The organism is Rhodococcus sp. NPDC127593, from assembly GCF_042671975.1.
In the GTDB taxonomy this organism is placed as follows: domain Bacteria; phylum Actinomycetota; class Actinomycetes; order Mycobacteriales; family Mycobacteriaceae; genus Rhodococcus_F.
The window spans coordinates 280,474-305,702 of record NZ_JBHXWI010000001.1 but is presented as its reverse complement, the minus strand read 5'-3'; the positions used below and the strand labels follow the sequence as shown (position 1 = coordinate 305,702).

The following is a 25,229-nucleotide window of genomic DNA, read 5'->3' as shown; positions in this document are numbered from 1 at the left end:
AATACTGTTCGGCTACTGCGCAGCACCGGTCTGGCCCGCTGCCGGCGGCTGCTTGTCGAGGTTCGGGCTGGCAGGAGTCGCCGGCGCGTTGGCAGCACCGCCGGACGGCAGGGCGTCGCCCTTCATCGAGGCCCGGATCTGCTCGAGCCTGCTGTGTCCGGCCATCTGGATGCTCGCCTGCTGCACCTCCATCATGCGGCCCGACACCGAGTTCTGTGCCAGCTCCGCGGAACCGAGGGCGTCGGCGTAGCGGCGCTCGATCTTGTCGCGCACGGCGTCGAGACTGGGCGTGTTGCCGGGAGCCGAGAGGGTGCTGTCCATCGAGCGCAGCGACTCGCTGACCCGTTCCTGCATTTTGGCCTGCTCCAGCTGGCTGAGCAGCTTGGTGCGCTCCGCGACCTTGGCCTGCAGAGCCATCGCGTTCTGCTCCACGGCCTTCTTCGCCTGTGCGGCGGCCTGCAGCGATTGGTCGTGCAGTGCCTTGAGGTCCTCGACTCCCTGCTCGGCGGTGACGAGCTGCGCGGCGAACGCCTCGGCGGCGTTGGTGTACTGGATCGCCTTCTCGGTGTCGCCCGCGGCCTGGGCCTGGTCGGCCAGGTTGACGGCCTGACGGGCGTTGGCGTTGAGCTTCTCCACCTCGTCGAGCTGGCGGCTGAGCTTCATCTCGAGCTGGCGCTGGTTGCCGATGACAGACGCGGCCTGCTGCGACAGGGCCTGGTGCTGGCGCTGCGCATCCTCGATCGCCTGCTGAATCTGAACCTTGGGGTCAGCCTTCTCATCGATCTTGGAATTGAAGAGCGCCATCAGGTACTTCCATCCCTTGACGAAAGGATTAGCCATGGGTTTGATCCTGCCTCCATCTGTTGCGCCGCGCGATGCGCGACCCGATACGCGACCGTCACGCACCGGAACAAGGGCTGCGCCCCGACTGCCTGTCTGAACCGCCGACAACGAGATCGGCGGTTGATTGAAATCTATCGGTTCGGCACGGGTGTTGCTACGCGGCAGCCAGCGCCTGCGCGGGTGCAGGGATGACCACCCGGGTGTCGCGGGCGATGGTCGTCGAACTCGGTCGTGCGCTCGCGGCGGGAGCCTCGGCGGGCGCGGATTCGACCGCGTGCCGCTGTGTGCCCGCACGCTTGGCCGAAGAACCGTCGGACAGCGATTCGCTGACGTCGACGAGCACATCGGAGAGTGGGACCGCCAGCGCGTCGCAGATCGCCGCCAGGAGCTCACTCGAGGCTTCCTTGCGTCCTCGTTCGACCTCGGACAAGTACCCGAGGCTCACGCGAGCACTGTTGGAGACCTCACGCAGGGTCCGGCTCTGCGAAACGCGCGTACGCCGAAGACTGTCACCGATTGCCTCACGCAATAGCAGCGCCATCTCGCTCCTCCTTCATCCGTCACCTGTCTCGCCTATCTCAACGCGCGAACAGGACCGATTGGTTCCCGACCTTAGCCTGCGGATGTTTCCTGCACACGATCGAGGAGTCCCGACACGGCGGCGGAAACCGCAGATTTACGGATCTGCCACCGGTCACCTGTCAATCGGAGCTCGCGGACGGCCGTACCGGACGCCCCGGAAATGCTCAGGAACACGGTGCCGACCGGATGTCCGTCCTGCAGGTCGGGGCCCGCGACACCGGTCAGTCCGACGCCCCAGTCGGCGCCGCAGCGGGCGCGGGCACCGTCCGCGAGTGCGCGTGCCGTGGACGCGGCCACGGGCCCGTCCGCGGCGAGCCGGGTGGGATCGACCCCGGCGAGGGTGGCCTTCAGGTCGGTGGCGTAGACGACGAGCCCGCCGCGGAGCACGTTGCTGGCGCCGGGCACTCCGGCGATGGTCGCGGTGAGCAGTCCCGCGGTGAGCGATTCCGCGGTGGCCACCGTCTCGCCGCGCGCGGTGAGCACGGCGACGAGGTCGCCGGCCCGCGTGCCGTCCACCAGCGGATCGGTCACGCCCCGGTGCTCGCGTTCGCCTCGACCTTGTGCACGCCGGCTCGCAGGCGGGCCGCCTGCACGACGTAGTCCAGCCCCGTTACCACCGTCAGCAGCACGGCGGCACCCATGAGAACCCAGCCGGCGACCTCGAACCCGTCGGGCAGCGGCAGCAGGTAGTAGCCGATTGCGATCGTCTGGACGAGAGTCTTGAGCTTGCCTCCCCTGCCTGCAGGGATGACGGCGTGTCGCAGGACCGCGAACCGGAGCAGGGTGATGCCCAGTTCCCGGACCGCGATCACCGCTGTCACCCACCAGGGCAGGTCGCCGAGAATCGACAGCCCCACGAGGGCCGCTCCGATCAGCGCCTTGTCGGCGATGGGATCGGCGAGCTTGCCGAAATCGGTGACGAGACCGTACTTGCGGGCGAGTTGCCCGTCGATCCGGTCGGTGATGGCCGCGACCGCGAACACACCGGTGGCGATCAGGCGCCACGTCGTCGAGTGTCCGTCGCCGACGAACAACACGACCAGGAAGACCGGGACCAGCAGGATCCGGAGAATTGTCAGGATGTTCGCGATGTTCAGAAGTGGTACGGCCGTCTCACTCGCGGGTTCCACCGACGGATCCGGGACCGCCGGTTGGTCGGCGGCCGTCCAATCCTCGCGCTGCGTGCTCATCGGAGCACCGCAGCGTCGAACTGCACCCCGGAACGCAGCGGGGAGTGGGGAGGATTCACAGGTCGTACCGGCACGTGCCTAAGAATATCGGTACGGCCGTTGGCTAATGTTCACGACATGACTTCTCGGACGCCGGACACCGCCGACAATCAGCTGATCGTGCGGCGAGCACGAACCTCCGACGTTCCCGAGATCAAGCGCCTGATCGATATCTACTCCGGCAAGATCCTGCTCGAGAAGAACCTCGTGACCCTGTACGAATCCGTCCAGGAGTTCTGGGTGGCCGAACGCGACGGCAACGTGATCGGTTGTGGCGCAATGCACGTGCTGTGGGCAGACCTCGGCGAGGTGCGCACCATCGCGGTCGATCCGTCGGCCAAGGGCCAGGGCGCGGGCCACCACGTGGTGGCCAAGTTGATCGAGGTCGCGCGGGAACTCGAACTCGAGCGTCTCTTCGTTCTCACGTTCGAGGTCGACTTCTTCGGCAAGCACGGATTCGTCGAGATCGACGGCACACCCGTGACCGCCGAGGTCTACGCCGAGATGTGCCGCTCGTACGACACCGGTGTCGCCGAATTCCTCGATCTGAGCTACGTCAAGCCGAACACCCTCGGCAATACCCGAATGCTTCTCACCCTCTGAAATCCCAGCGTGTGAGACAGAAGTGCCCTGATCCCATTTTTTGTTCGACGAACCCGTCCCGAGAGAGCGAGAACATGTCCCTGTTCGTAGTGGAGTACACGTATTCGGCCGATACCGTCGCCGGACGCGACGAGCATCGCCCCGCTCACCGCGAGTGGCTCGGTGAGCTCGCCGAGCGCAAGACCGTCGTGTCGTCCGGCCCGTTCGCCGACGGCAGCGGCGCATTCATCATCGTCGACGCCGCCGACGCGGAGACCGTGGAACTGCTCTTCACCCACGACCCGTTCGCCCGGAACGGACTCGTGGCGGCCTCGCGGATCGTCGAATGGGTTCCGGTGCTCGGCGAATTCAGTTCCTGACTCGACGAGCACCGGACACCCTCGAGCACGACGCCCGGCGGACCTACTGCGCCGGCGTCGTGTTCCGCGTCTTGAGAAGGCTGGCGACGGTGGTCACTGCCAGCACGCCGAGGATGACGGCGAGCGAGAACACCGTCGACACCTCCGGCACGGCCACGTGCTCGCCGCCGTTGAGGAAGCCCAGCGTGTTCTCGTGCAGGGCGTGCAGCACGAGCTTGACGCCGATGAACGCGAGGATGATCGACAGGCCGTACGACAGGTACACCAGGCGGTCCAGCAGACCACCGATCAGGAAGTACAGCTGACGCAGACCCATCAGCGCGAACGCGTTGGCCGTGAAGACCAGGTACGGCTCCTGGGTGAGTCCGTAGATCGCGGGAATCGAGTCGAGTGCGAACAGCACGTCGGTGAACCCGATGGCGACCAGCGCGAGCAGCAGCGGCGTCACGACGCGCTTGCCGTCGATCCGCGTGACGAGCTTGTCGCCGTCGTAGGTCTCTGTGGTGGGGAGGATCTTCTTCGCGACGGCGACGATCTTGCTGTCGCGTTCCTCCTCCACCTCCTTCTCGTGCCCGTGATCACGTACCAGCGTGTACGCGGTGTAGATGAGGAACGCACCGAACAGGTAGAACACCCAGCTGTAGGTGTTGATCGCCGCGGCACCGACCCCGATGAAGATTCCGCGCATCACCAGCGCCATCACGATGCCGATCAGCAGCACTTTCTGCTGGTATTCCCGCGGCACCGCGAATGTTCCCATGATGATGACGAATACGAAGAGGTTGTCGACCGACAACGCCTTCTCGGTGACGTAACCGGCGAAATACTCGCCGCCGTACTGACTTCCCCACAACCACATCACGACCAGGCCGAACAGGATCGCGATACCGATGTAGACCGACGACCAGAACGCCGACTCACGGAACGTGGGGGCGTGCGGTGTGCGCACGTGCGCGAAGAAGTCGAAGACGAACAGTCCGAGAATCACCACACAGGTGACGACCCAGACCAGCAGTGACACATGCATGTACACAGACCTCCGGTAGACCTAGCGGGTACCGGAGGTCTCTCCCGCCGCGCCGGAACCTTCTGTCCGAGCGACTGACAGCCCCGGATCGGCAATGGTGCCGATCGTGTTGACGATGCTGTCACAGAGGTGGGGATACTCCCCTCCAATTCGGTGACCATTCAACCACACTGCGCGAGAATCGCCCATTTCGGACACGCGCACGCGGGCTACTCCTGGTCGGACGGCGCCTCGTTCGGGTCGCCGCCACGGATCGACCACAGCAGACCGTCGAGTTCCTCGGGCTTGATGAGCACCTCACGAGCTTTCGAACCCTCGCTGGGGCCCACCACTCCCCTGGTCTCCATCAGGTCCATCAGGCGGCCGGCCTTCGCGAATCCGACACGCAGTTTGCGCTGCAGCATCGACGTGGACCCGAACTGACTGGAGACGACGAGTTCCACCGCCTGCAGCAGCACGTCCATGTCGTCGCCGATGTCGGGATCGACGTCCTTCTTCTCCCCGACCTTGGCGGCGGTGACGCCGTCGGTGTATTCCGGCTCCGCCTGGTTCTTGCTGAAATCGACGACCGCGGAGATCTCTTCGTCGGTGATGAACGCGCCCTGCAGGCGTGTCGGCTTGCCTGCGCCCATCGGCAGGAACAGCCCGTCACCCATACCGATCAGTTTCTCGGCGCCGGGCTGGTCCAGGATGACCCGCGAGTCGGTCAGGGACGACGTCGCGAAAGCGAGCCGTGACGGCACGTTTGTCTTGATCAGACCCGTCACGACGTCCACCGACGGCCTCTGTGTTGCCAGCACGAGGTGGATACCGGCGGCGCGAGCCTTCTGGGTGATCCGGACGATCGCGTCCTCGACGTCGCGCGGCGCGGTCATCATGAGGTCCGCGAGTTCGTCGACGATGGCGAGAATGTACGGATACGGCCGGTAGACCCGTTCGCTACCGAGTGGCGCGGTGATCTCACCCGACTTCACCTTGGCGTTGAAGTCGTCGATGTGACGCACGCGGTTGGCCTGCATGTCCTGGTAGCGCTGTTCCATCTCCTCCACCAGCCAGGCCAGGGCGGCCGCGGCCTTCTTCGGCTGGGTGATGATGGGCGTGATGAGGTGCGGAATGCCCTCGTAGGGCGTCAACTCCACCATCTTGGGGTCGATGAGGATCATCCGCACTTCGTCGGGTGTCGCGCGGGACAGCAGCGACACCAGCATCGAGTTCACGAAGCTCGACTTACCGGAACCGGTGGAACCCGCCACCAGCAGGTGCGGCATCTTCGCGAGGTTGGCGCTGACGAAGTTGCCCTCGATGTCCTTGCCGAGACCGATCACCAGCGGGTGGTGGTCCTTGCGGGTGCTCGGGGCGGTGAGCACGTCGGCGAGGCGCACCATCTCGCGGTCGGAGTTGGGGACCTCGATGCCGACCGCGGACTTGCCTGGGATCGGCGCGAGGAGGCGCACGTTGTCGGTGGCGACGGCGTATGCGATGTTGCGGGCGAGCGCAGTGATCTTCTCGACCTTCACGCCCGGTCCGAGTTCTACCTCGTAGCGGGTGACGGTCGGGCCGCGGGTGAATCCGGTGACGGCTGCGTCGATCTTGAACTGCTCGAGGACCTCGGTGATGGCCTCGATCATCGCGTCGTTGGCGGAACTGCGCTTCTTCGGCGGATCGCCCTCGATGAGCAGCGACGTCGGGGGCAGCGTGTAGTCGCCCTCGACCACCCGGTCGGTCACGAACTTGTCGACGTCGGGCAGCGGTTCGGGTTCCGGCTTCGGGGCGACGACCGGCTTGGCCTTGGCGCGCGCCGGTTTCGACGCCGGCGCAGGCGCCGGTTCCGTGGCGGGCTCGGTGTCCCACAGTCCGAGCACCTCCGTCTTCGCGGTATCGCTGACGTCGTACTCGTTGGTCGGATAGTTGTCGGCGGGGGCACCCCGGGCCCCGGTCTTGCAGTCGTCGACCGGGTAGCCGTCGGCGTCGAACAGCGTGGGGTCGTATTCGCCGTCCTCGTAGTACTCGCTGTCGTAGCCGGCGTAGTGGTCGCGGCCGAACGACGTTCCGAAGTACGACTGCAGCTTGCCGGGCACCTCGCGGACCGTGGTTCCGGTCAGCAGCAGGACACCGAACAGTGCCGCCATCAGCAGCAGCGGTGCGGCGAGCCAGACGGTCAGGCCGTCCGTCAGTGGACCTCCCGCCGCGTACCCGACGAATCCGGCGCCGCGGGTCCTGCCCGCGGTGTCGGTGGGCGAACCGGTTGCGATGTGCCAGAGACCGAGGGCGGGCAGACCGACCAGCAGCGATCCCAGGACCAGCCTCGGCTGGATCTCGGGTTTCGGCTCGGTCCTTATCAGGATCACCGCGACGGCGACGCCGATCAGGGGCAGGACGCCGGACGCGCCACCGAACACGGCACGAACTCCGGTCTCGATCCACTCGCCTACCGGACCGCCCGCGGAGAACCAGATTCCGCCGGCGACCACGACGCTGATCGCGATCAACCCGAGCGCGATGCCGTCGCGCCGGTGACCCTGTTCGATCTCGGCGGCCTTGCCGACGGTGCGGGTCGTGGCCCCGACGCCCTTCGCCATCAGCGACCAGCCGGCACCGATCCCCCGGCCCACCGACTTGAGGGGGCCAGATGTAGACGATTTCTTCGAGGTGGACTTACGCGGGGCGCTGACCGTCCGGGTCGTGCGGGACTTGGGCTTGGACGTCGTCGAGCCGCCTCGCACGCCCGTCCTCGCCGTGGACGTCGTGCTCGAACCGCGGGCGCTCGCCTTACCTGCCATGGCTCTCAGATTAGTCGCTACGGCACCTTCCGGACCATCCGCAACACCCGTAACACGGGGAGACCTGCGGCGAAATGCCCTCAGAACCCTCGGTCGAGGGAGGTCACGGCCTCGATGTCGGCGGCCTCACCTTCGGTCTCGATCCGTACCTGATCCCGGCCGAACGCGTGCAGGGCGAGTTCCGACGGTTCACCGCGCAGGATCACCCGGCCTGCACCGGCCTTGCGGACGGTGGCCTGCTCCCCGGACGGCCGCTCGAGCACCACCGTCACCGGGGAGTGGCGGTAGCCGAGCTTTCCGACCTTGCGCGCGAGACCCCACAGCGCGTCCTGGCTCTTGTCGGGGAGGACCCGCGGCTCCCACCCGTCGTGGGCGCGGCGCACGTCCTCGTGGTGGACGAACATCTCCCCCAGGTTCACCTGTGCGTCCACCCAGTACATCGGTGACCACATCGGCGGACCCGACCGGACCTCGTCCAGCAGGCGGCTCCACGGACGTTTCGCCGTCTCGTTCTGGACGTGTTCGGTGTAGCCCGCGAGCCGACCCACGACGATGCCGGGGGCAGCGTCGAGGCGTCGTTCGCGCACGATCAGGTGGGCGGCCAGGTCCCGGTTGGTCCACGTCCCGCAGAGGGTCGGGGCGTCGGGACCGAATTCGGCCATCGAGTCGACGAGGGCGAGGCGTTCATCTCGGGCGAAGGTCACCCGACCGAATCTACCTGCCGGAGAACTACTTGCCCTCGGCCGACGGCACCGCGATGACGGTCGGGACGATCATCGGCCGGCGACGGTACTTGTCCGCCACCCATTTGCCGACGACGCGCCGGATCGCCTGGGCGATGCGGTGAGCATCGTTGATGCCCTCGGTAGCCAAGCGCAGGAGTTCCGCCTCGACCAGCTGAGCCGCATCCTTGAGGGCCGTGGGGTCGTCGGAGAATCCGCGTCCGGACACCTCGGGGGTGCTGACCGCACGACCCGTGTGGTCGTCGATGACGACGTTGATGGCGATGAACCCGCCCTCACCGAGGACCAGCCGGTCCGACAGCGTGGAGTCGCCGACGTCGCCGACGGACAGTCCGTCGACGTACACGTGTCCGACGGGAACCTGTCCGACGATCTCGGCGAGACCGTCGACCATGTCGACCACCACCCCGTCCTCGGCGAGCACGATCCGCTCCTCCGGCACGCCGGTGGCCTTCGCGAGGGCGGCGTTGGCTCGCAGGTGACGCCACTCGCCGTGGACCGGCATGGCGTTGGTGGGCCGGACCGCGTTGTACAGGTACAGGAGCTCTCCCGCCGACGCGTGACCGGAGACGTGCACCTTCGCGCTCTGCTGGGTGACGACGGTGGCGCCGCGCTTGGCGAGGCCGTTGACGACGGCGAACACGGAGTTCTCGTTGCCGGGGATCAGCGAGGACGCCAGCACGACGAGGTCGTTGGCCCGGATGTTGATCTGCCGGTGCTCACCGCGGGCCATCCTCGACAACGCCGACAGCGGTTCACCCTGCGAGCCGGTGGAGATGAGGACGAGCCGGTCGTCGGGCAGGTTGGCCGCGGTGTCGATGTCGACCACCAGGCCGTCCGGCACGCTCAGGTATCCGAGATCCTGTGCGATCTGCATGTTGCGGACCATCGACCGGCCCACGAACGCGACCCGCCGGTTGTACCGGTGGGCGACGTCGACCACCTGCTGGATGCGGTGCACATGGCTGGCGAAGGAGGCGACGATCACGCGCTGTTTGGCCTTGCCGATCACGTTGTCCAGCACTCCCCCGATCTCACGTTCGGGGGTGACGAATCCCGGCACCTCGGCGTTGGTGGAGTCGACGAGGAACAGGTCGACGCCCTCGTCGCCGAGACGGGAGAAGCCGGCGAGGTCGGTGAGTCTGCCGTCGAGCGGGAGTTGGTCGAGCTTGATGTCACCGGTGTGCAGCACGACTCCGGCGTCGGTCCGGATCGCGACGGCGATGGCGTCGGGGATCGAGTGGTTGACGGCGAAGTACTCGCACTCGAACGGACCGTGCTCCGTGCGCTGCCCCTCGACGACCTCGACGAGGTTGGGGCGCTGGCGGTGCTCCCGGCACTTGGCGGCGACGAGCGCGAGCGTGAACCGGGAACCCACCACGGGCAGGTCCGGCCGCAGGCGCAGCAGGAACGGGATGGCGCCGATGTGGTCTTCGTGGCCGTGGGTCAGGACGACGGCCTCGACGTCGGCCATCCGGTCCTCGATGTGCCGGAAGTCCGGCAGGATCAGGTCGACACCCGGCTGCTGGTCTTCCGGGAACAGCACACCGCAGTCGACGATGAGCAGCTTGCCCTGGTGCTCGAAGACGGTCATGTTGCGACCGATCTCGCCGATGCCGCCGAGCGCCACCACCCGCAGACCCTTGAACGGAGCCTTCGGCGGGGCGCCGAGACGGGCCGTCGGGTCGACCGAAGCCGGCCGCGTGTCCTGACGCTTGGTACCGCCGCCACGCCTGCCGGAGCGCGACGACGACTTGTTCGCGGCGCCGCCCTTCGTGGAGGAGGTCTTCACGGGCGCGGACTTGGCCTGCTCCGATTTCGGCGCCGTCGGCTGGTCCGCGACAACGGGCGCCGACTTCGGCGGCTCGGCGACGACCGGAACCGACTTCGGCGGCTCGGTGGCCGGGGGCGCCGACTTCGTCGGCTCGTTCGCTGTGGGGGAAGGGGGACCGGCCTGGCGGCTGGCGCTGCGACGACGAGGCGGTCGAGTCACGCGAGCACCCCCGCAGCGTGCAGATCGGCGGCCAGGAGGTCGAGCTGATCGTGGGTGGGTGCCACCTGCGGCAACCGGGGTTCGCCGACGTCCAGGCCGATCAGGCGCAGACCCGCCTTCGATGCGCTGACGCCGCCGAGACGCGCCACCGAGCGGATGACCGGGATCAGGCTGAGGTTGATCGCGCGGGCGCGGGCGATGTCACCGGCCGCGAACGCCGTGTGCAGTTCGCGCAACCGGCCGGGCACGAGGTGCCCGATGACGCTGACGAATCCCGTCGCGCCCACCGACAGCCACGGCAGGTTGAGTGGATCGTCACCCGAGTAGAACTGGAGGTCCGTGGTGCCGATCAGCTCGGCGCCCGCGTTGAGGTCGCCCTTGGCGTCCTTGACCGCGACGATGCGCGGGTTCTCGGCGAGGCGCCGGATGGTTTCCGTCTCGATGGGGACCACGGAGCGGGGTGGAATGTCGTAGAGCATGACCGGAAGGTCGGTGGCGTTGGCGACGGCGGTGAAATGCGCGAACAGTCCGGCCTGCGGCGGACGCGAGTAGTAGGGGGTGACGACGAGGAGGCCCTGCGCGCCCGCGCGGGCGGCGTCACGGGCGAGTTCGACGCTGTGCGCGGTGTCGTTGCTGCCCGCGCCGGCGATGATCTTCGCGCGGTCGCCCACCGCGTCGATCACTGCCCGGAGCAGCTCGAGCTTCTCGTTCTCGGTGGTCGTCGGCGACTCACCGGTCGTACCGGCGAGGACAAGGGAGTCGCACCCGTTGTCGACGAGGTACGCCGCGAGGCGGACACCGGCGTCGACGTCCAGCTTTCCGTCCGAGGTGAACGGCGTCACCATCGCTGTGGACACGGTGCCGAACGGACGCTCGACTGGAGAAGCGGAATCACCGTAGGTCATGGTCAGAAGGCTACCCGGTGACCCAGGTACTTTTGCACACCAGTCACGCGTCGGCGGAAAACGTGCTCCGCGCCACCTCCGTGCCGTCGCCCCAGTCCAGTACCTCGAAGTCGCCGAAGACATTCGGCGCGGCGGCCTGCAGCTGCCTCAGGCACTCGACCGCGACGCGGCGAATCTCCACGTCGGCGTGCTCGGTGGCCCGCATCGAGACGAAGTGCCGCCACGCGCGGTAATTGCCGGTGACCACCACGCGGGTCTCCGTCGCGTTGGGCAGGACAGCCCTCGCGGCCTGCCTCGCCTGCTTGTTGCGCAGCGGCACGCTGGAGGTGTCCGCCAGTTTCGTTTCGAGGGCCTCGAGGAGTTCGTCGTACGCCGCCCGGCTCGCGTCGGTGGCCTTCGCGAACAGCTCCTCGAGTACCGGGTCGCCCGCGATCGCGGGCGGGACGACGACGTTGCCGTCGTTCTCGCGCACGAAGCGCTGCGACAGCTGCGAGTAGGAGAAGTGGCGGTGCCGGATCAACTCGTGGGTGCAGGACCGGGAGATGCCGGTGATGTAGAAGCTGACGGTGCCGTGTTCGAGGACCGACTCGTGCCCGACCTCGAGCAGATGGCGCAGATATCCGGCGTTGGTTGCGGTGCGGGGGTTGGGTTTGGACCAGCTCTGGTAGCACGCCCGGCCCGCGAACTCCGCCAGCGCTTCGCCGCCGTCGGCGTCGGTCTCCCACGGAATGTCCGCCGGCGGAAAGAACTCCGTCTTCGCGACGAGTTGCACCCTGAGCGGCACGGTCTGCGGCACTGCGCTGTTCCTCCTACCGAACTCCCTGGTCGGGAGTCCCTCCTCAATGCATCGACCCTAGTCGCAGCGTTGATCGGGGGCTCGGCGTGCCCCGTCCCGGAACAGCCCGGTTCCCGTGAGTTCACCCGCGCGTGTCAGTCTTCGTCTCACCCACTCTTTCCGTGGTGTCGCAGATCCGCGAGGGAGACTTCCTGTGCAGTACCGGACCGGTCGCGCACGCCGCGCCGTCGTGATCGCAGTTCTCGGGACAGCAGTTCTCGGGGCCGCTCCCCCGGCGTTCGCCGGACCGCCCGCGGCGGGACCGTCGGTTGCCGAGAGGCCGGCACAGGCGGCGACCGCGCCGCGTTCGCTCGGGCTCGAGGGTGCCCGAAACGCCCGTGACGTCGGCGGATACCCGACGGCCGAAGGTGCGGTCGTCCGTTCCGGTCTGGTGTTCCGCACGGACGCGCTGGACAGGCTGACCCCGCGCGACCTCGCACAACTCGAATCCTCGAACGTGACGGTCGTCGACGACCTCCGCACGACATACGAGCGGGCACTCGCGCCGGACCGGCTTCCGGCCGGAGCAGCCGGGAACTGGCACGACGTGCTCGGGCAGTCACCGATCACCACTCTTGTCGACATGCCCGCCGCCTACCGCGCCTTCGTGACGGGCCCGGGGGCGAACGAGGCGTTCTCGGCGGTTCTGCACGACATCGCGGCGTCCGACGGCGCCGTGATCTACCACTGCAGCGCAGGCAAGGACCGCACCGGATGGGCGACGGCTGTGCTGCTCACCATCCTGGGCGTGCCTCGCGACGCGGTGACTGCGGACTTTCTGCTCAGCAACACCTACCGCGGCGCCGATCCGGGGCATCCCGGACTGGACGGCGTCGACCGAGCGTGGCTCGACACCGCGTTCGACACGGCCGTCGCCACCTACGGCAGCTTCGACGCCTACGTGTCGGAGGGACTGAAGTTGTCCGACGGCGACATCTCTCAGCTGAAGTCACGACTGCTTGACTGACGTCACCAATGACGCCATGCTGGCGTCATGGACCTCGGCATCTACGTCTCCCGGCTGCGAGACGACCTGAACGCAGCAGCTGCACTCGGCGACGAGCAGACTCGGGCGACCGCCGCGGCGCTCGCCGCCGCGGTCGAACCCGCCGCGCGCCTGCTGCTCCTTTCGGCGCTCACCGATTTTGCCGGTGAGGTGTCGTCCGAACTGGGCAATCGCACCGTCGGTGTGCGTCTGAACGGCCGCGAGGTGGCCGTCGACGTGCACCGCACACCTGCCGCTCCCGGGCCGCAGGGCGAACGGACCGCGAGCGCCGAAGACCTCGGTGCCGCCTTCGATGACGTCACCGGTGACATCAGTCGCGTCACCCTGCGTCTCATGGATCAGATCAAGTCCAAGGCCGAGGAGGCCGCCTCCGAGAACGGTGTGTCGCTCAATTCCTGGGTGTCGCAGGCGGTCCAGGGTGCGCTCAAGGACCAGATGCGCCGCACCGGGCGAGACAATTTCTGAGCACCACAGCACTCACTCCACGCTCCTCTCGGCGGCGGTGATGTAATTACGTCGCATCAGCCACACGGTGAGAGTCGCCAGAGGCTCGAAGGAGCGAAGAACATGGCCGTTTCCGGCGTCAAGGAATTCGAGATCAAGGCCGATCCGGCCACGGTGATGGCCGCGATTGCTGCGGTGGATCGCCTGCCCGAGTGGTCCTCGGCCCACAAGTCGGTCACCATCGAGAGCACACACGACGACGGCCGCCCCCACCGCGTTCGCATGAACGTCTCGATCCTCGGCATCAGCGACGAGCAGGTGGTCGATTACACCTTCGAGGGCGACGACACCGTGTCGTGGCACCTCGTCGAGAGCGGCCAGCAGAACGCGCAGGACGGCTCGTACGTTCTCACCGAGTCGGGCGCCGGCACCAAGGTGACGTTCGAGTTGACCGTCGACCCGAAGATCCCGCTGCCCGGGTTCCTCGTGAAGAAGGCGCAGAAGACGGCACTCGAGACCGCGAGCAAGGGCCTGACGAAGTTCGTCGAGAGTCTGTAGTTCCTCACTCTCCTCGCGGCCTCGCCGTCGCGGCCGCGAGGAGGGCACCGAGGTTGCCGCGATCGTCCACCCGGATGTCGTCCAGACCCAACCACGTTGCCATTCTTCGCAGTTCCGGGAGCAGCGCCTCCACCACGCGCCCCGGACTCCGGTCGGGTTCTACGAATGCGGATCGCACGTCGAGCGTTCCCGACGCGCGGTCGGCCTTGAGATCGACCCTCGCGACCAGTTCACCGTTCAGCAGGAACGGAAAGACGTAGTACCCGTGGACCCGTTTGTGTGCGGGGGTATAGATCTCGAGGCGGTACCGGAAGTCGAATATCCGCTCGGTCCGGGGACGGCAGAAGATCAGCGGATCGAACGGGCACAACAGCGCGGCTCCCTCCACCTTCCGGGGAACCCGGACGTCGCGGTGGACGAATGCGGGCACATCCCAGCCGCGGACCCCGACCCGTTCGAGCACCCCGTCCTCGACGAGTTCCTCGATGGCCGAGGCGGTCTGCGCCGGCGACAATCGGTAATAGTCACGTAGATCGGGTTCGGTGGCCACACCGAGGGCCCGCGCGGACCGCTGCACGAGGCCACGGACGGCGTCCTCCTCCGAGACTTCCTCGGCGAGAATCGCTTTCGGCAGCACACGTTCGCTCAGGTCGTAGTGACGGGTGAAGGCGACCCGTTTGTCCACTGCGAGCGCGCCGGACGCGAACAGTTGCTCGCACACCACTTTGGTGTCGCTGCGATCCCACCACGGCCCCTTGTGGTCCGGTCGGTCGACCTCGAGGTGTTTCTCCACATCTCTCGCGCTGCACGCACCGACGGCACCGATCACGTCGAGCACGTCGGCGGCGAGCGTGGGATTGCGGTCGAGTACGCGGGATTCGCCGGACCAGCGACCGTGCCGGTACCGGTGCATCCGCCAGCGCAGCAGGGGCCAGTCCTCGACGGGGATGAACGCCGCCTCGTGCGCCCAGTACTCCGCCAGCATCCGGGGTGCACGGGCGGAGTGCGACCACGCTGCCGAATCGACCAGCCCGCGGTCGTACACACCGAGACGGCTGAACAGCGGGACGTAGTGGGCGCGCACGGCCACTGACACCGAGTCGATCTGGAACAGCCGCACCCGGTCGAGGACCGAACGGACGTGCCTGCGCGTCGGCGCCCCGGCCGGTTTCCGGTCGGCGAAGCCCTGCGCCCAGAGCGCCGATCTCCGGGCCGCGGCGGCGGTCATCTCACGCATGCCCGCAGCCTGCCATCAACCACCGACACAGTCACGGCAGCGACGTCAGGCGCCCTCGGCCAGCGTCACCGCGACCGTCGCACCGAGTTCGTAGCACCGCTCCCGCGCGCTCGCGTCGAGCGATCCGGTCAGTTCCAGGATCTCGGCCACCTGGGTGAGCGCCAACCCGGTCACGATCTTCTGCACCGACTTCACGGCGCCGGCGGTGTCGTTGTTGCCGTGCACCCAGAGCCCGTAGGGACGTCCGGCGACCGCGTCGAGGCACGGGTAGTAGACGGTGTCGAAGAAGTGCTTCAGCGCACCGGACATGTAGCCGAAGTTGGCCGACGTCCCGAACAGGAACCCATCGGCTGCCAGGACATCGGGCACGGTCGCGCCGAGAGCGGGGATCGACTTCACCTCGACGCCGTCGATGTCGGGGTCCCGCGCGCCTTTCAGCACGGCTTCGAGGCACTCACGGGTCACCGGCGACGGCGTGTGGTGGACGACGAGTAGTGACTTCACAGTCGTCAGCGTACGACCGGGTCCGTTTACTACCGGCCGGGTTCGCCTTCCCGTTCGACGCGTTCGAGTTCCACGGCCCGTTTCATCGTCTCCCGGGCCCTGCCGCGGTCGCCGGCGTAGTCGTAGGCGCGGGCGAGCCGGTACGAGTTCCGCCAGTTGTCCGGGTCTGCTTCCCACTCGGATTTGACCTGCTGGAACAGTGCGTCGGCCGCGTCCCGGTCGATGCGGCCCGAGGGGCGCTTCGGCAGATCGCCGACTTCCAGTTCGAGTCCCTCGTCGGCGATGCGGCGGGACAGATGCTGATGCTGGAATCCGGCACGGAGCGTGGCGAAGACGATCCAGGCGCCCAGGAACGGCAGGATCAGGACGCCGACACCCAGGCCGATCGGGGCTGCTCCGCCGTCCTGGATCAGCTCGATCCCCCGTCGGCCGAGAAGGACGAAGTAGAACGCCAGCGCCGCGACCAGCAGTCCGATCGTGACGACGGTCCTGGTCGAGCCGTCCTTCACAGGTCGAGGAGGGGGTCGATACCGACGGTCAGGCCGGGTCGGGAGCCGATCTCCCGCACCCCGAGCAGGACGCCGGGGGCGAAGGAGTTGCGGTCGATCGAATCGTGCCGGATGGTCAGCGTCTCGCCCTGCGTGCCGAGGATGACCTCCTGATGGGCGACGAGACCCGCCAGCCGCACGGAGTGCACCCGCACGCCGTCCACGTCGGCACCGCGCGCACCGTCCAGTTCGGTGGTCGTGGCGTCGGGGCTCGGTCCCACACCCGCCTTGCGGCGGGCCTCCGCGATGAGCGCGGCGGTTCGGTAGGCGGTGCCGGACGGCGCGTCCGCCTTGTTGGGGTGATGCAACTCGATGACCTCGACGGAATCGAAGAATCGTGCCGCCGCCTCGGCGAAGCGCATGGAGAGCACGGCACCGATCGCGAAGTTCGGGGCGATCAGGACGCCGACCTCGGGTCGCTCCGACACCCACGACCGCACGGTGTCGAGCCGGGCCTCGTCGAACCCCGTCGTGCCCACGACCGCATGAATACCGTTGGACACGAGGAACTTCAGGTTGTCCATCACCACGTCGGGGTGGGTGAAGTCGACGACGACCTGCGTTCCGGCCTCGACGAACGTCTCCAGCCTGTCGCCGTGATCGACCTCCGCGACGAGTTCGAGGTCCGGTGCCTGCTCCACCGCCTCGCAGATCGCTCGGCCGACCTTGCCCTTGGCCCCGAGAACCCCGACCCTGATGGGTGCTGCTGCGCTCACTTCTCCACGCTCCGTCCAGTCACAACGATTCGCCCGAAAGCCTACGCAATCGCCGCGTGCCGACCGGTGCGCAGGGGCGGGGCGGGAGACCTGCGTCTCGTCGTCAGACGCGGCCGGCCTCGTACTCGGGGTGCCACTGCGGTGATCGGCCGAGCAGCGACAGCACCGCGCCGAAATCGGCGGAGTCGGCGGCGGTCGGCAGTCCGGGCGCGAACGCGGTCCCCTCGCGCAGCCGGTCCGCCCCGTCCGGCACGAGACGTGCGATGGGGAGAACCGCGGCCACCATGCCGGATTCGGGCGCGAAGTCGAGGCCGAGCGACCGGGCGACGTCCCACGAATGGACGACGTAGTCGAGGAAGTGGAACCCGACGGCCGTGGCTGCGGGGAACGGGAACTCGATGCTGATCTCCGGCAGCCAGAACTGCCGCTCGCCGACGCCATCCTGGGCGAAGGCCTCGATGACGGTGTCGGCCGCCGAGCGATACGCGGCAACGGGATCCGCCGACGCGTGCGGTTGCCAGTTCGACAGGTCGGGACCGCCGCCCCCGGCCGCTGCGGCGAATCCGAGGTGCTGCACGGTCATGTGGGCCAGCAGTTCGCCGAGAGTCCACTGCGAACACGGTGTCGCGCGCTGCAGATCCTCGCGCGTCACCTGCGACACGAACTCCACACTCGATTGCACGGCGCGGGTATCCCAGCGCCGGACCTCGTCCACATCCATCGTCGACACCTCGTCACTCGAATCGAATTGATATGCGTCCGCTTATCATCTACCTCAGTAGATGATCGGTCAAGGTGTATTTTCTGCGATATGCCCAGCCTCGACCCGACGAACGGACAGCACGAACGCACCCGCCCCGACCTCGCGGCGATGACGACAGCCCTGAACCGGTCGCTGGTGGCGGCGGAACTGCCCGTGCTCGCGGAACACGGGCTGACCATGTGGGGATACGTCGTGCTCCTGGCACTCGACGAGCACCCGCTGCGCACCCAGGCCGCGCTCGCGGAAGTGATCGGCGCCGACAAGACCCGGATCATCGGCGTGCTCGACGACCTGCAGGACCGCGGCCTGATCGACCGTCAGCGCGATCCCGCGGACCGCCGGGCCCGGCTGCTGTCGCTGACCCCGGACGGGCACGACGTGCGCGACTCCGCGCAGGCGGCGATCCGGCGGGGCGAGGAGCGGCTCTTGGCCAGATTGCCCGCGCGCGACCGCGAGGGTTTCCTGTCCGCCCTGATCGCGCTGTCGGCACTGCCGGTCGACGACGTCACCGGGCGCCCGGGCGACACCACCTGACGGAATTCGCGCGATCAGTCGAACACGATGATCTGCCGGATCGCCTTGCCGTCGGCGAGTTCGTCCATGCCGCGGTTGATGTCGTCGAGCGTGATGCGGGAGGAGATGAGTTTCTCCACGGGAAGCTTCCCGTCGCGCCAGAGGTCCTCGTAGATCGGGATGTCCCGGGACGGCACCGCCGACCCGAGGTAGCTGCCGATGATCGTGCGGGCCTCGGCCACCAGGGTGAGCGGGGAGATCGACGACCGCGCGTCGGGGGACGGCAATCCGACGGTGATCGTCTTGCCACCGGGAGCGGTTGCGCGAACAGCCGATTCGAATGCGCGCGCATTCCCGGCCGCCTCGATGACGATGGGTGCCCGGACACCGGCTTCCTCGAGCTCCGCCGGGGTGTAGACGGCCGTCGCGCCGAGTTCGCGTGCGGTCTGCAGCTTCTCGGGAACGGCGTCGACGCCGATGACCTCGCCGGCACCCCGGGAGACCGCCGTCAGGATCGCGGCCATCCCCACCCCGCCGAGCCCGACGACCATCACGGCCTGGCCGGGTTGCGGGTCGCCGGCGTTGAGGACGGCACCGCCACCGGTGAGGACCGCGCATCCGAGCACGGCCGCCACATCCGCTGGAACGTCGTCGCCGACGGGAACGACCGAGCGGCGGTTGACGACCGCGTGCGTCGCGAATCCGGACACCCCGAGGTGGTGGTGCACGGCGTCGTCGCCGCGGTGCAGTCGCGCTCCCCCGTCGAGCAGGGTTCCGTCGTTGTTCGCACTGGTCCCCGGGACGCACGGCATGCGGCCGTCGGTGGCGCAGCCTTCACATTCACCGCAGCGAGGGAGGAACGTCATGACCACACGCTGTCCGACCGCGACGTCGTCGACGCCGGCGCCGAGCTGGGTGATCCGCCCCGCAGCCTCGTGCCCGAGCAGCATCGGGACCGGGCGCACCCGGTTGCCGTCGACGACGGACAGGTCGGAATGGCACAGGCCCGCCGCCTCGATCCGGACGAGGATCTCGCCCTCGCCGGGCTCGTCGAGGTCGAGTTCGGAGATCGTGATCGGTGCCGACTCGGCGAACGGGCGTGTTCTCCCGATCTCCTCGAGTACCGCTCCACGGATCTTCATCTCGGGCTTCTCCTCTTGTTTCGGCGAATCCTCGTTACCGGACGATGCCGCGCACCGAGGCCGGCAGGTCACGCTTGCGACGATACGGTCCGACGACGGCGGCGCCGAACGGGCGCTGCAGCAGGACTCTGGCGACTTCGCGCACCTCGTCGGTGGTGACCGCGTCGATCTTGCTCAAGGTTTCGGTGATGCTGCGGTGATTGCCGTAGTTGAGCTCGCTGCGACCGATGCGGTGCATCCGGGAACCCGAATCCTCCAGTCCCAGAACCAGTCCGCCCCGCAGCGATCCCTTGGCGCGGGCGCACTCGGCGTCGGTGATGCCTTCGGCGGCCACGTTCGACAGCACCTCCCGGATCACCGTGGTGACCTCGCCGAGGTTCTCGGGCTGGCACCCGGCGTAGATCGAGAACGCACCCGTGTCGGAGAACGTGTCGATGCCCGAGTACACGGAATACGCGAGTCCCCGGATCTCCCGCACTTCCTGGAAGAGCCGGGAACTGAGTCCGCCACCGACCGCGGCGTTGAGCACCGACAGCGCCCAGCGGTGCGACTCGTGCCGCCCGAACGCGCGCACCCCGAGGGAGAGGTGGACCTGTTCGCTGTCCCTGTTGGTCAGGCTGAGTGTCGGCTCCGTCCGCAGGCGCAGGGTGCCCGCGCGTCGTGGGGCGGGTTCGGACGCCGATTCGAGGTGCCCGGCGAACGCACGCCGGACCAGCTCGACCGTCGGTTCGTGCTCCACGTTGCCGGCGACGGCCACCACCATGCGCGGCGGTGTGTAGCGCCGCACGTGGAACGAATGAAGTTGGGTGCGAGTCATCGATTCGATCGATTCGATGCTGCCGATGACGGGCCTGCCGACGGGATGGTCGCCGTAGAGCGCGGTCAGGAACGCGTCGCCGAGGAGGTCTTCCGGGTCGTCGTCGCGCATCGAGATCTCTTCGAGGACCACCTGCCGTTCCACGTCGACGTCGGAGGACCGGCAGCGGCCCCGCAGGACGACGTCACTGACGAGGTCGATGGCGAGGGGCAGGTCGTCGTCGAGCACGTGCGCGTAGAAGCAGGTGTGTTCCTTGGACGTGAACGCGTTGAGCTCGCCGCCGACGCCGTCCATCACCTGCGCGATGTCGAGGGCGCTGCGCGACGGCGTGGCCTTGAACAAGAGGTGCTCGAGGAAGTGCGCGGCCCCCGCAACGGTGGGCTGCTCGTCACGCGATCCGACACCCACCCAGACGCCCACGGACGCGGATCGGACACCGGGAACGTATTCGGTGACCACCCGGAGCCCGCCCGGGAGCACGGTGCGCCGGACGCCGGCATCCGGCTCGTGGAGGGTCGGCGCTTGGGTCAGTGTGGCAGTGCGGCTGCGATCGATCTTGGCCATGTAGTGGTTCAGCAGTCCTCGAAAGCTGGGCGTCGTCGAACGGCAAACTTTACACGCGGCACCCGACAGTCGTTCACCAGCGTCGACGATGTGGTTGCGAGCCGATCAGCTCGCCGTTCCGGGCGACGTCGCGGCTGCGGTAGCCGACCGTTCCCGCGACACCGAGGAAGAATCCGAAGACGAGCAGCAGCACCCCATCCATGGAATCGCAGTTGCCACGAGATCGTGGCAACTCGGACAAACCTCCGGGAACGCGGACGCCGTCGGCGGGTCAGCGTAGGGCGTCGCCGGACCGGAGGTCGGCCGCGGCCAGCACCGCGATGCGCTCGGTGCGCTGGCCCGGCCGGATCATCTCCCGCGCCTCCAGCATCCTCGTGCGGGACGAGAGAGCGGGACCGAACGGCACGTCCTCCGACGCGACCACGTCCACCCGCAGTCCCCGTTCCTCCAGCATCGCCCGCGTCTTGTCCACTCCGTTGAGCGTCGACTGGACGAGGAGCAGGGTGCCGCCGGGGGCGAGAAGGTCCGGGGCCTCGCTGCAGATCCGATCGAGCACGGCGCGCCCGTCGACGCCGGCATCCCATGCCCGCGCGAGCACCCGGCCCGGCCTGCCGTCGTCCGTCGCCGGCGCGTAGGGCGGGTTGGCCACGACCACGTCGAAGCGAAGCGTCCGGACGGAGTCCACCAGGTCGCCCCTCACGACGCGGATCGTCCGGCGGTTCAGTTTGGCGTTGAGCCACGTACTGATCGCGGCCCGGCGTGACACGTCGACCGCCGTCACCCACCCCGCTCTCGCCGCGCACGCCTCGACACTCAACGCCCCTGTGCCACAGCAGAGATCGAGCACACGGGTGCCCGGTCCGAGATCTCGGGCCGCCAGCACCTCGGCGAGCAGCCAGGTGTCACGCTGGGGCCGATACACCCCGGGTAGACGAACGAGCATGATCGGCTCCCTCCCTCGCCGTTCCCCACAAGCGTGGCCAGTACCCCGAGTTACATGCAACTCGACACGGGCCAATTCACCCGGTGTTCACGTCCGCCCCCTCCCCGAGCCGCATCTGCGGTGTCTGCCGGGGTCGAAACCGGGTATTCCTTCGCCGTGCCGCATTCCTTCTCAGCTGATTCCGACGCCTCGGTGGACGTCGCGTGGGCGCTCATCTCTCGGCCCTCACGCTGGCACGAGTGGGCGCCGCACGTTCGCGGCGCGTGGGGTCTCGGATCCCCCGAAATTCAGGCCGGCCGGCGTGGAGCGGCGCGACTGCTCTGGATCGTGCCCGTTCCCGCATCGATCTCGGCCAAGACACCGGGCCGTTCCTGGACGTGGCGGGTGGGACCGATGGCGCTCGAGCACGCCGTCGCACCCCGCGGTGCCGGCTCGCGGATCACGATGACGATGTCCGCTCCCGGACCCCTCGACTCCATACTCGCGGCGACCTACGGCCCGGTGGTGCGGTCTCTCGTCCGTCGACTCGGCCGGGTCGCGGGCGAACGCTAGCCGACGGCCATCGGCGGCGCGTCGTTCGGAGCGAGTTGAGCGCCGATCTTCCGGAACAGCCTGTCCGCCTCGTTCTTGTAGGACCCCGCGTCGTCGAAGGCGGCCTGCTCGTAGGTGACGGCGACGGCGATGGCGATCTTCTGCGAGGGCAGATACGCCTCGGCCGCCGCGGATCCGCTGAACAGCGGGTTCTGCATCAGCCAGTTGCCCACGATCGGCAGTCCGAGCCCGTAGGTGTAGCTTTCCGATTGCGGAAAGCAGGTGGTGCAGCCGGGCAGCGCGGTCGTCTTGCCGCGCAGGTCCGTCGACACCATGGCCTCGTAGGACTCGGGCGAGAGCAGCTCACCGGTGCCGATGGCGACAGCCGTGTCGTGGAGATCGTAGATGTTCGTGGTCTGGATGGCTCCGTGAGTGATGGTCCACGACGGGTTCCAGTACGTGGATTCCTCGTAGAACGGTGCACCGGGCGGGATCTGCAGGGCCTCACGCCGCTCGGACGAGAACGCGTGCAGGACGGGTTCGGTGATCGCCGCCGTCCCCGGATCCGTGGTGTTGTCGAGGCCGAGCGGACCGAGCACCTTGTCCTGCATGAGTTTCGTCATCGGCTGACCGGTGATCTTCTCGAGAGCCAACCCGAGGATGACGTAGTTGGTGTGGGCGTAGTTCCAATTGGTCCCGGGTTCGTAGAGGAGAGGCTTGGACGTCGCGAACGCCAAGAGTTCCTCAGGCGTCCAGTTGCGGAACGGCTCCGCGTAGAGGGCGTCGGCGAATTCGGTGTTGCCGATGACGTAGTCGACGTAGCCCGACGTCATCTGGGCGAGCTGTCGGAGCGTCACGCGGTCGGCGTTCGGAACGTCGGGCAACCACTTCGACACCGTGTCGTCGAGACTCACCTTCTTCTCGTCGACGAGTTGGAGCAGCAACGTGGAGACGTAGGAGATGGCGACGGCTCCGTTGCGGAAGTGCATGTCGGTGGTCGCCGGCACCCCGGTCATCGACTCCCCGACCGCCTGGGTGACGATTTCCTTGCCGTCGACCGTGACGCGCACGATCACCGCCTTCAGGTGGCTCTCCGCCATGGTGTCGCGCACGATCTTCATCACGACGTCGGCCTGCGCCGGATCCGCCGCCGCGACGGCAGAACCGCTGCTCGCGTCAGAAGAGGACGAATCGGAGGACGAGGTGTTCGACGTGCACGCGGCCAGGAGAGCGAGGACGCACACCAACAGGAGAACCCGCCGATTCGGTGCCATACCCGAGCTTCGCAGATCCGGGCGGCCCCGGGAGTGAAACCTGTGGAGCCGACCCGGATTCCGGTCAGGGTATCGGCCGGTGCAGATAGAGATCGCGGAGCAGCGCCACCTCGGCGCCGTGATGGATGACCTCCCGGTTGATGTGCAACACCAATGCCGCCATCGAATAATCCGCGAACGGTCCCTCGCTCGGGCCGCACGGCCGGGCGAAACCCTCGACTCCGAGGCTTCGGACACCTGCAGACCAGGCCGCATAGTTGTCGTCGAGTTGTGCAAGCGCCTCAGCCGCGGTGCCGGCGTAGTCGAACGTCTGATAGTCGACCGGCGGCCCGCCGAAGTGACTGGCGATCCGCATGCCGAAGACGCCGACGATCACGTGCCCGAGCCGCCACGCGATGGTGGTGACCGGTGGCGGGTCCGGTTCGGGAAACGCGAAGTCGATAGTGAACGCGCCGCTTCCGGCCTGAACCGGCGCCTGCGACTCGCCGCGCGGGCGAACACTCCAGCCGTCCGGCGCGGGTTCCCAGAAATACTCCTCGTCGGTCAGCCCCTCCAGCCGGGGACGCAACTGCTGCTCCCAGTGCCAGCCGAGCTGATCGGCGAGTTCGTGCGGCCAGTCCATGTCGTCTCCCGTCTCCCCTGTCGCCGATCGGACACCGGTCCCGCGACGGCTACCGCACACCGTCCGGGACCCGGACCCCCGGATGATTGGCCCGGAGGTTCATCGCCGCCAGCGTGACCGTCCGCTCGATCCGCCGCTGCCTCGTGTCCGGCTTCCTGGCTGACGCTATCCACTCCAGGATCAACCGTGTCGAAGACGGCGGAAACTTTTCGAAGTTCGCGCGTGCAGCGTCGTTTCGCCCGAACGCTGCCCGCAGATCGCCGGGGACGACCGCGCTGTCCCCATTCGCCATGTTCTCCCAGGTGCCCTTGGCCTTGGCCAGATCGATGGCGGCATAACCGTGCTCGGTCATCAGTCCCTGCTCGATCATGTCCGCCGCGCGCCGCCGGTTCACCCGGCTCCAGATGCTGCGCGGGGTGCGCGGGGTGAAACGCAGTTGAGAACTGTCGGTGTCTCGTCTGCGGTGCAGGCCGTCGATCCACCCGAAGCACAGGGCCTGCTCGATCGCCTCGTGGTATCGCACGCCCGGCGTTTCGCTGTCCTTGTGGTGGATGATCAGCCAGACCTCGTTCTCGGTCCGGGAATTCTCCGAAAGCCAGGCACGCCACTGGGCGGTCGTGCGAGCGACGACGGTGTTCACATCGTGGGTGTCCATCAGGCGCCTGCCTTCGCAGCCAGAATGTCCAGGTAGTGCTGATTGAACATCACGCCGAGGATGTTCCCGAACGGGTCGGCCACGGACGCGGTGACGAATCCCGGCCCGTGATCGACCGGCTTTCCGTGCAGGGTGGCACCCAGCGACAGCAGTCGCTCGACGCTCGCCTCCAGATCGTCGACGTGCCAGTAGGTCATCGTGTTCTCGGCTCCGCATGACCGGTCGGGCGCCGTGAACCGGCTGTCGATGATGCCGAGTTCGTGCTGGTAGTCGCCGATCCGGAACTCGATGTAGGCGGGCGCCCCCTCCACCGAGCGCACGAAGTACGGCTCGACCCCCTGTAGTTCGGTGTACCAGGCCCGGGCGGCCGTGAGGTCGTCGGCGTAGAAGTTGACGGTGGTGAGTCCTCGCAACATGGGTGGTTCCTCCTCGGTCGGTGACAACACCCATCCTCCGACTCAAAGTGCTCACCAATTGAGCACTTTCCGAGGGA

At 67.7% G+C, this 25,229-nt stretch carries 30 protein-coding genes; 7 read left to right on the top strand and 23 right to left on the bottom strand.

The features are described from left to right. Window positions 1-12: 12 nt before the first annotated feature. From ACFVJ3_RS01545 to pgsA, 4 genes are all read right to left on the bottom strand, one after another. Entirely contained in the window at window positions 13-840 is an 828-nt protein-coding gene (locus tag ACFVJ3_RS01545) for a PspA/IM30 family protein (protein WP_009480014.1), read from the bottom strand. 157 nt (window positions 841-997) lie between these two features. Next, entirely contained in the window at window positions 998-1,384 is a 387-nt protein-coding gene (locus tag ACFVJ3_RS01540; RefSeq protein WP_378450354.1) for a helix-turn-helix domain-containing protein, read from the bottom strand. A gap of 71 nt (window positions 1,385-1,455) precedes the next feature. Further along, window positions 1,456-1,956 carry a CinA family protein gene (locus tag ACFVJ3_RS01535; RefSeq protein ID WP_378450353.1) on the bottom strand — a complete coding sequence of 167 codons (501 nt, stop codon included), beginning with the start codon at window positions 1,954-1,956 and terminating at the stop codon, window positions 1,456-1,458. Then, window positions 1,953-2,615, bottom strand: coding sequence for a CDP-diacylglycerol--glycerol-3-phosphate 3-phosphatidyltransferase (gene pgsA / locus ACFVJ3_RS01530; protein WP_378450352.1), 663 nt, complete (start codon window positions 2,613-2,615; stop codon window positions 1,953-1,955). Before pgsA ends, ACFVJ3_RS01535 begins: the two co-directional genes overlap by 4 nt. 117 nt (window positions 2,616-2,732) lie before the next feature. Here pgsA and ACFVJ3_RS01525 point away from each other — a divergent pair, with 117 nt between their 5' ends. Beyond that, on the top strand, window positions 2,733-3,257 hold the full coding sequence (locus tag ACFVJ3_RS01525; protein ID WP_005240737.1) for an amino-acid N-acetyltransferase: 525 nt from the start codon (window positions 2,733-2,735) through the stop codon (window positions 3,255-3,257). Window positions 3,258-3,331: 74 nt separating this feature from the next. Next, window positions 3,332-3,616 (top strand): YciI family protein, encoded by a 285-nt coding sequence (locus tag ACFVJ3_RS01520; protein WP_005240736.1) that lies wholly within the window; start codon window positions 3,332-3,334, stop codon window positions 3,614-3,616. Between the two features lie 43 nt (window positions 3,617-3,659). Here the strand turns inward: ACFVJ3_RS01520 and ACFVJ3_RS01515 are convergent, their stop codons facing one another. The 6 genes from ACFVJ3_RS01515 to thyX all read right to left on the bottom strand — a co-directional run bounded on the left by ACFVJ3_RS01515 (window position 3,660) and on the right by thyX (window position 11,860). Continuing rightward, entirely contained in the window at window positions 3,660-4,643 is a 984-nt protein-coding gene (locus ACFVJ3_RS01515) for a TerC family protein (RefSeq protein ID WP_378450351.1), read from the bottom strand. Between the two features lie 209 nt (window positions 4,644-4,852). Continuing rightward, window positions 4,853-7,423 carry a DNA translocase FtsK gene (locus ACFVJ3_RS01510; RefSeq protein ID WP_378450350.1) on the bottom strand — a complete coding sequence of 857 codons (2,571 nt, stop codon included), beginning with the start codon at window positions 7,421-7,423 and terminating at the stop codon, window positions 4,853-4,855. Between the two features lie 80 nt (window positions 7,424-7,503). After that, window positions 7,504-8,127, bottom strand: a complete 624-nt coding sequence (locus ACFVJ3_RS01505; protein WP_378450349.1) for a TIGR03085 family metal-binding protein — start codon at window positions 8,125-8,127, stop codon at window positions 7,504-7,506. Between the two features lie 25 nt (window positions 8,128-8,152). Beyond that, entirely contained in the window at window positions 8,153-10,159 is a 2,007-nt protein-coding gene (locus tag ACFVJ3_RS01500; protein WP_378450348.1) for an RNase J family beta-CASP ribonuclease, read from the bottom strand. After that, the gene (gene dapA / locus ACFVJ3_RS01495; protein ID WP_378450347.1) at window positions 10,156-11,064 is read right to left on the bottom strand and encodes a 4-hydroxy-tetrahydrodipicolinate synthase; all 909 of its coding nucleotides are present in this window, start codon (window positions 11,062-11,064) and stop codon (window positions 10,156-10,158) included. Before dapA ends, ACFVJ3_RS01500 begins: the two co-directional genes overlap by 4 nt. A 43-nt stretch (window positions 11,065-11,107) precedes the next feature. After that, complete coding sequence (gene thyX, locus ACFVJ3_RS01490) at window positions 11,108-11,860, bottom strand: FAD-dependent thymidylate synthase (RefSeq protein WP_378450346.1); 753 nt, start codon at window positions 11,858-11,860, stop codon at window positions 11,108-11,110. Window positions 11,861-12,053: 193 nt separating this feature from the next. On the opposite strand from thyX, the gene ACFVJ3_RS01485 reads away from it, so the two are divergent. The 3 genes from ACFVJ3_RS01485 to ACFVJ3_RS01475 all read left to right on the top strand — a co-directional run bounded on the left by ACFVJ3_RS01485 (window position 12,054) and on the right by ACFVJ3_RS01475 (window position 13,907). Continuing rightward, window positions 12,054-12,866: a tyrosine-protein phosphatase gene (locus tag ACFVJ3_RS01485; RefSeq protein ID WP_378450345.1), complete on the top strand. Its 813-nt coding sequence runs from the start codon at window positions 12,054-12,056 to the stop codon at window positions 12,864-12,866. Between the two features lie 27 nt (window positions 12,867-12,893). Continuing rightward, window positions 12,894-13,370: a toxin-antitoxin system HicB family antitoxin gene (locus tag ACFVJ3_RS01480; protein ID WP_378450344.1), complete on the top strand. Its 477-nt coding sequence runs from the start codon at window positions 12,894-12,896 to the stop codon at window positions 13,368-13,370. Between the two features lie 102 nt (window positions 13,371-13,472). Next, complete coding sequence (locus ACFVJ3_RS01475; protein WP_073359988.1) at window positions 13,473-13,907, top strand: SRPBCC family protein; 435 nt, start codon at window positions 13,473-13,475, stop codon at window positions 13,905-13,907. Window positions 13,908-13,911: 4 nt separating this feature from the next. Here ACFVJ3_RS01475 and ACFVJ3_RS01470 read toward each other — a convergent pair whose 3' ends face one another. The 5 genes from ACFVJ3_RS01470 to ACFVJ3_RS01450 form a co-directional block, all read right to left on the bottom strand. After that, window positions 13,912-15,144, bottom strand: coding sequence for a winged helix-turn-helix domain-containing protein (locus ACFVJ3_RS01470; RefSeq protein ID WP_378450343.1), 1,233 nt, complete (start codon window positions 15,142-15,144; stop codon window positions 13,912-13,914). Window positions 15,145-15,189: 45 nt separating this feature from the next. Continuing rightward, a complete protein-coding gene (locus tag ACFVJ3_RS01465) occupies window positions 15,190-15,648 on the bottom strand; it encodes a flavodoxin family protein (protein ID WP_378450342.1) in 459 nt (152 codons plus the stop codon). A gap of 29 nt (window positions 15,649-15,677) precedes the next feature. Continuing rightward, the gene (locus tag ACFVJ3_RS01460; protein WP_378450341.1) at window positions 15,678-16,157 is read right to left on the bottom strand and encodes a hypothetical protein; all 480 of its coding nucleotides are present in this window, start codon (window positions 16,155-16,157) and stop codon (window positions 15,678-15,680) included. Continuing rightward, window positions 16,154-16,912, bottom strand: a complete 759-nt coding sequence (gene dapB, locus ACFVJ3_RS01455) for a 4-hydroxy-tetrahydrodipicolinate reductase (protein WP_378450340.1) — start codon at window positions 16,910-16,912, stop codon at window positions 16,154-16,156. Before dapB ends, ACFVJ3_RS01460 begins: the two co-directional genes overlap by 4 nt. A gap of 103 nt (window positions 16,913-17,015) precedes the next feature. Then, entirely contained in the window at window positions 17,016-17,633 is a 618-nt protein-coding gene (locus ACFVJ3_RS01450; protein ID WP_378450339.1) for a TIGR03086 family metal-binding protein, read from the bottom strand. A gap of 90 nt (window positions 17,634-17,723) precedes the next feature. Between ACFVJ3_RS01450 and ACFVJ3_RS01445 the strand changes: the two genes are divergently transcribed. Next, a complete protein-coding gene (locus tag ACFVJ3_RS01445) occupies window positions 17,724-18,209 on the top strand; it encodes a MarR family winged helix-turn-helix transcriptional regulator (protein ID WP_378450338.1) in 486 nt (161 codons plus the stop codon). A 14-nt stretch (window positions 18,210-18,223) separates the two neighbouring features. Here the strand turns inward: ACFVJ3_RS01445 and ACFVJ3_RS01440 are convergent, their stop codons facing one another. The 4 genes from ACFVJ3_RS01440 to ACFVJ3_RS01425 all read right to left on the bottom strand — a co-directional run bounded on the left by ACFVJ3_RS01440 (window position 18,224) and on the right by ACFVJ3_RS01425 (window position 21,654). Beyond that, window positions 18,224-19,330, bottom strand: coding sequence for a zinc-binding dehydrogenase (locus ACFVJ3_RS01440; protein WP_378450337.1), 1,107 nt, complete (start codon window positions 19,328-19,330; stop codon window positions 18,224-18,226). A 34-nt stretch (window positions 19,331-19,364) separates the two neighbouring features. Next, on the bottom strand, window positions 19,365-20,711 hold the full coding sequence (locus tag ACFVJ3_RS01435) for a M16 family metallopeptidase (protein ID WP_378450336.1): 1,347 nt from the start codon (window positions 20,709-20,711) through the stop codon (window positions 19,365-19,367). 73 nt (window positions 20,712-20,784) lie between these two features. Next, window positions 20,785-20,913: a hypothetical protein gene (locus ACFVJ3_RS01430; protein ID WP_378450335.1), complete on the bottom strand. Its 129-nt coding sequence runs from the start codon at window positions 20,911-20,913 to the stop codon at window positions 20,785-20,787. Window positions 20,914-20,982: 69 nt separating this feature from the next. Then, window positions 20,983-21,654: a HemK2/MTQ2 family protein methyltransferase gene (locus ACFVJ3_RS01425; protein WP_378450334.1), complete on the bottom strand. Its 672-nt coding sequence runs from the start codon at window positions 21,652-21,654 to the stop codon at window positions 20,983-20,985. Between the two features lie 156 nt (window positions 21,655-21,810). On the opposite strand from ACFVJ3_RS01425, the gene ACFVJ3_RS01420 reads away from it, so the two are divergent. After that, window positions 21,811-22,206 (top strand): SRPBCC family protein, encoded by a 396-nt coding sequence (locus tag ACFVJ3_RS01420; protein ID WP_378450333.1) that lies wholly within the window; start codon window positions 21,811-21,813, stop codon window positions 22,204-22,206. Here the strand turns inward: ACFVJ3_RS01420 and ACFVJ3_RS01415 are convergent. From ACFVJ3_RS01415 to ACFVJ3_RS01400, 4 genes are all read right to left on the bottom strand, one after another. Beyond that, window positions 22,203-23,459, bottom strand: a complete 1,257-nt coding sequence (locus ACFVJ3_RS01415; protein WP_378450332.1) for a serine hydrolase domain-containing protein — start codon at window positions 23,457-23,459, stop codon at window positions 22,203-22,205. The two genes, ACFVJ3_RS01420 and ACFVJ3_RS01415, sit on opposite strands and share 4 nt — an antisense overlap. A 64-nt stretch (window positions 23,460-23,523) precedes the next feature. Beyond that, on the bottom strand, window positions 23,524-24,081 hold the full coding sequence (locus tag ACFVJ3_RS01410; RefSeq protein WP_378450331.1) for a DinB family protein: 558 nt from the start codon (window positions 24,079-24,081) through the stop codon (window positions 23,524-23,526). 49 nt (window positions 24,082-24,130) lie between these two features. After that, on the bottom strand, window positions 24,131-24,736 hold the full coding sequence (locus tag ACFVJ3_RS01405) for a YdeI family protein (protein WP_378450330.1): 606 nt from the start codon (window positions 24,734-24,736) through the stop codon (window positions 24,131-24,133). Beyond that, window positions 24,736-25,152: a VOC family protein gene (locus ACFVJ3_RS01400; protein ID WP_378450329.1), complete on the bottom strand. Its 417-nt coding sequence runs from the start codon at window positions 25,150-25,152 to the stop codon at window positions 24,736-24,738. The genes ACFVJ3_RS01405 and ACFVJ3_RS01400 overlap by 1 nt, the downstream gene beginning before the upstream one ends. Window positions 25,153-25,229: the final 77 nt, after the last annotated feature.

Excerpts from the sequence above, each read along its gene's own strand:
- ACFVJ3_RS01545 (WP_009480014.1), bottom strand. The coding sequence starts at position 840 with ATGGCTAATCCTTTCGTCAAGGGATGGAAGTACCTGATGGCGCTCTTC.
- ACFVJ3_RS01540 (WP_378450354.1), bottom strand. The coding sequence starts at position 1,384 with ATGGCGCTGCTATTGCGTGAGGCAATCGGTGACAGTCTTCGGCGTACG.
- pgsA (WP_378450352.1), bottom strand. The coding sequence starts at position 2,615 with ATGAGCACGCAGCGCGAGGATTGGACGGCCGCCGACCAACCGGCGGTC.
- ACFVJ3_RS01525 (WP_005240737.1), top strand. The coding sequence starts at position 2,733 with ATGACTTCTCGGACGCCGGACACCGCCGACAATCAGCTGATCGTGCGG.
- ACFVJ3_RS01520 (WP_005240736.1), top strand. The coding sequence starts at position 3,332 with ATGTCCCTGTTCGTAGTGGAGTACACGTATTCGGCCGATACCGTCGCC.
- ACFVJ3_RS01515 (WP_378450351.1), bottom strand. The coding sequence starts at position 4,643 with ATGCATGTGTCACTGCTGGTCTGGGTCGTCACCTGTGTGGTGATTCTC.
- ACFVJ3_RS01510 (WP_378450350.1), bottom strand. The coding sequence starts at position 7,423 with ATGGCAGGTAAGGCGAGCGCCCGCGGTTCGAGCACGACGTCCACGGCG.
- dapA (WP_378450347.1), bottom strand. The coding sequence starts at position 11,064 with ATGACCTACGGTGATTCCGCTTCTCCAGTCGAGCGTCCGTTCGGCACC.
- ACFVJ3_RS01480 (WP_378450344.1), top strand. The coding sequence starts at position 12,894 with ATGGACCTCGGCATCTACGTCTCCCGGCTGCGAGACGACCTGAACGCA.
- ACFVJ3_RS01475 (WP_073359988.1), top strand. The coding sequence starts at position 13,473 with ATGGCCGTTTCCGGCGTCAAGGAATTCGAGATCAAGGCCGATCCGGCC.
- ACFVJ3_RS01470 (WP_378450343.1), bottom strand. The coding sequence starts at position 15,144 with ATGCGTGAGATGACCGCCGCCGCGGCCCGGAGATCGGCGCTCTGGGCG.
- ACFVJ3_RS01450 (WP_378450339.1), bottom strand. The coding sequence starts at position 17,633 with ATGGATGTGGACGAGGTCCGGCGCTGGGATACCCGCGCCGTGCAATCG.
- ACFVJ3_RS01445 (WP_378450338.1), top strand. The coding sequence starts at position 17,724 with ATGCCCAGCCTCGACCCGACGAACGGACAGCACGAACGCACCCGCCCC.
- ACFVJ3_RS01440 (WP_378450337.1), bottom strand. The coding sequence starts at position 19,330 with ATGAAGATCCGTGGAGCGGTACTCGAGGAGATCGGGAGAACACGCCCG.
- ACFVJ3_RS01435 (WP_378450336.1), bottom strand. The coding sequence starts at position 20,711 with ATGGCCAAGATCGATCGCAGCCGCACTGCCACACTGACCCAAGCGCCG.
- ACFVJ3_RS01430 (WP_378450335.1), bottom strand. The coding sequence starts at position 20,913 with ATGGATGGGGTGCTGCTGCTCGTCTTCGGATTCTTCCTCGGTGTCGCG.
- ACFVJ3_RS01425 (WP_378450334.1), bottom strand. The coding sequence starts at position 21,654 with ATGCTCGTTCGTCTACCCGGGGTGTATCGGCCCCAGCGTGACACCTGG.
- ACFVJ3_RS01415 (WP_378450332.1), bottom strand. The coding sequence starts at position 23,459 with ATGGCACCGAATCGGCGGGTTCTCCTGTTGGTGTGCGTCCTCGCTCTC.
- ACFVJ3_RS01410 (WP_378450331.1), bottom strand. The coding sequence starts at position 24,081 with ATGGACTGGCCGCACGAACTCGCCGATCAGCTCGGCTGGCACTGGGAG.
- ACFVJ3_RS01405 (WP_378450330.1), bottom strand. The coding sequence starts at position 24,736 with ATGGACACCCACGATGTGAACACCGTCGTCGCTCGCACGACCGCCCAG.
- ACFVJ3_RS01400 (WP_378450329.1), bottom strand. The coding sequence starts at position 25,152 with ATGTTGCGAGGACTCACCACCGTCAACTTCTACGCCGACGACCTCACG.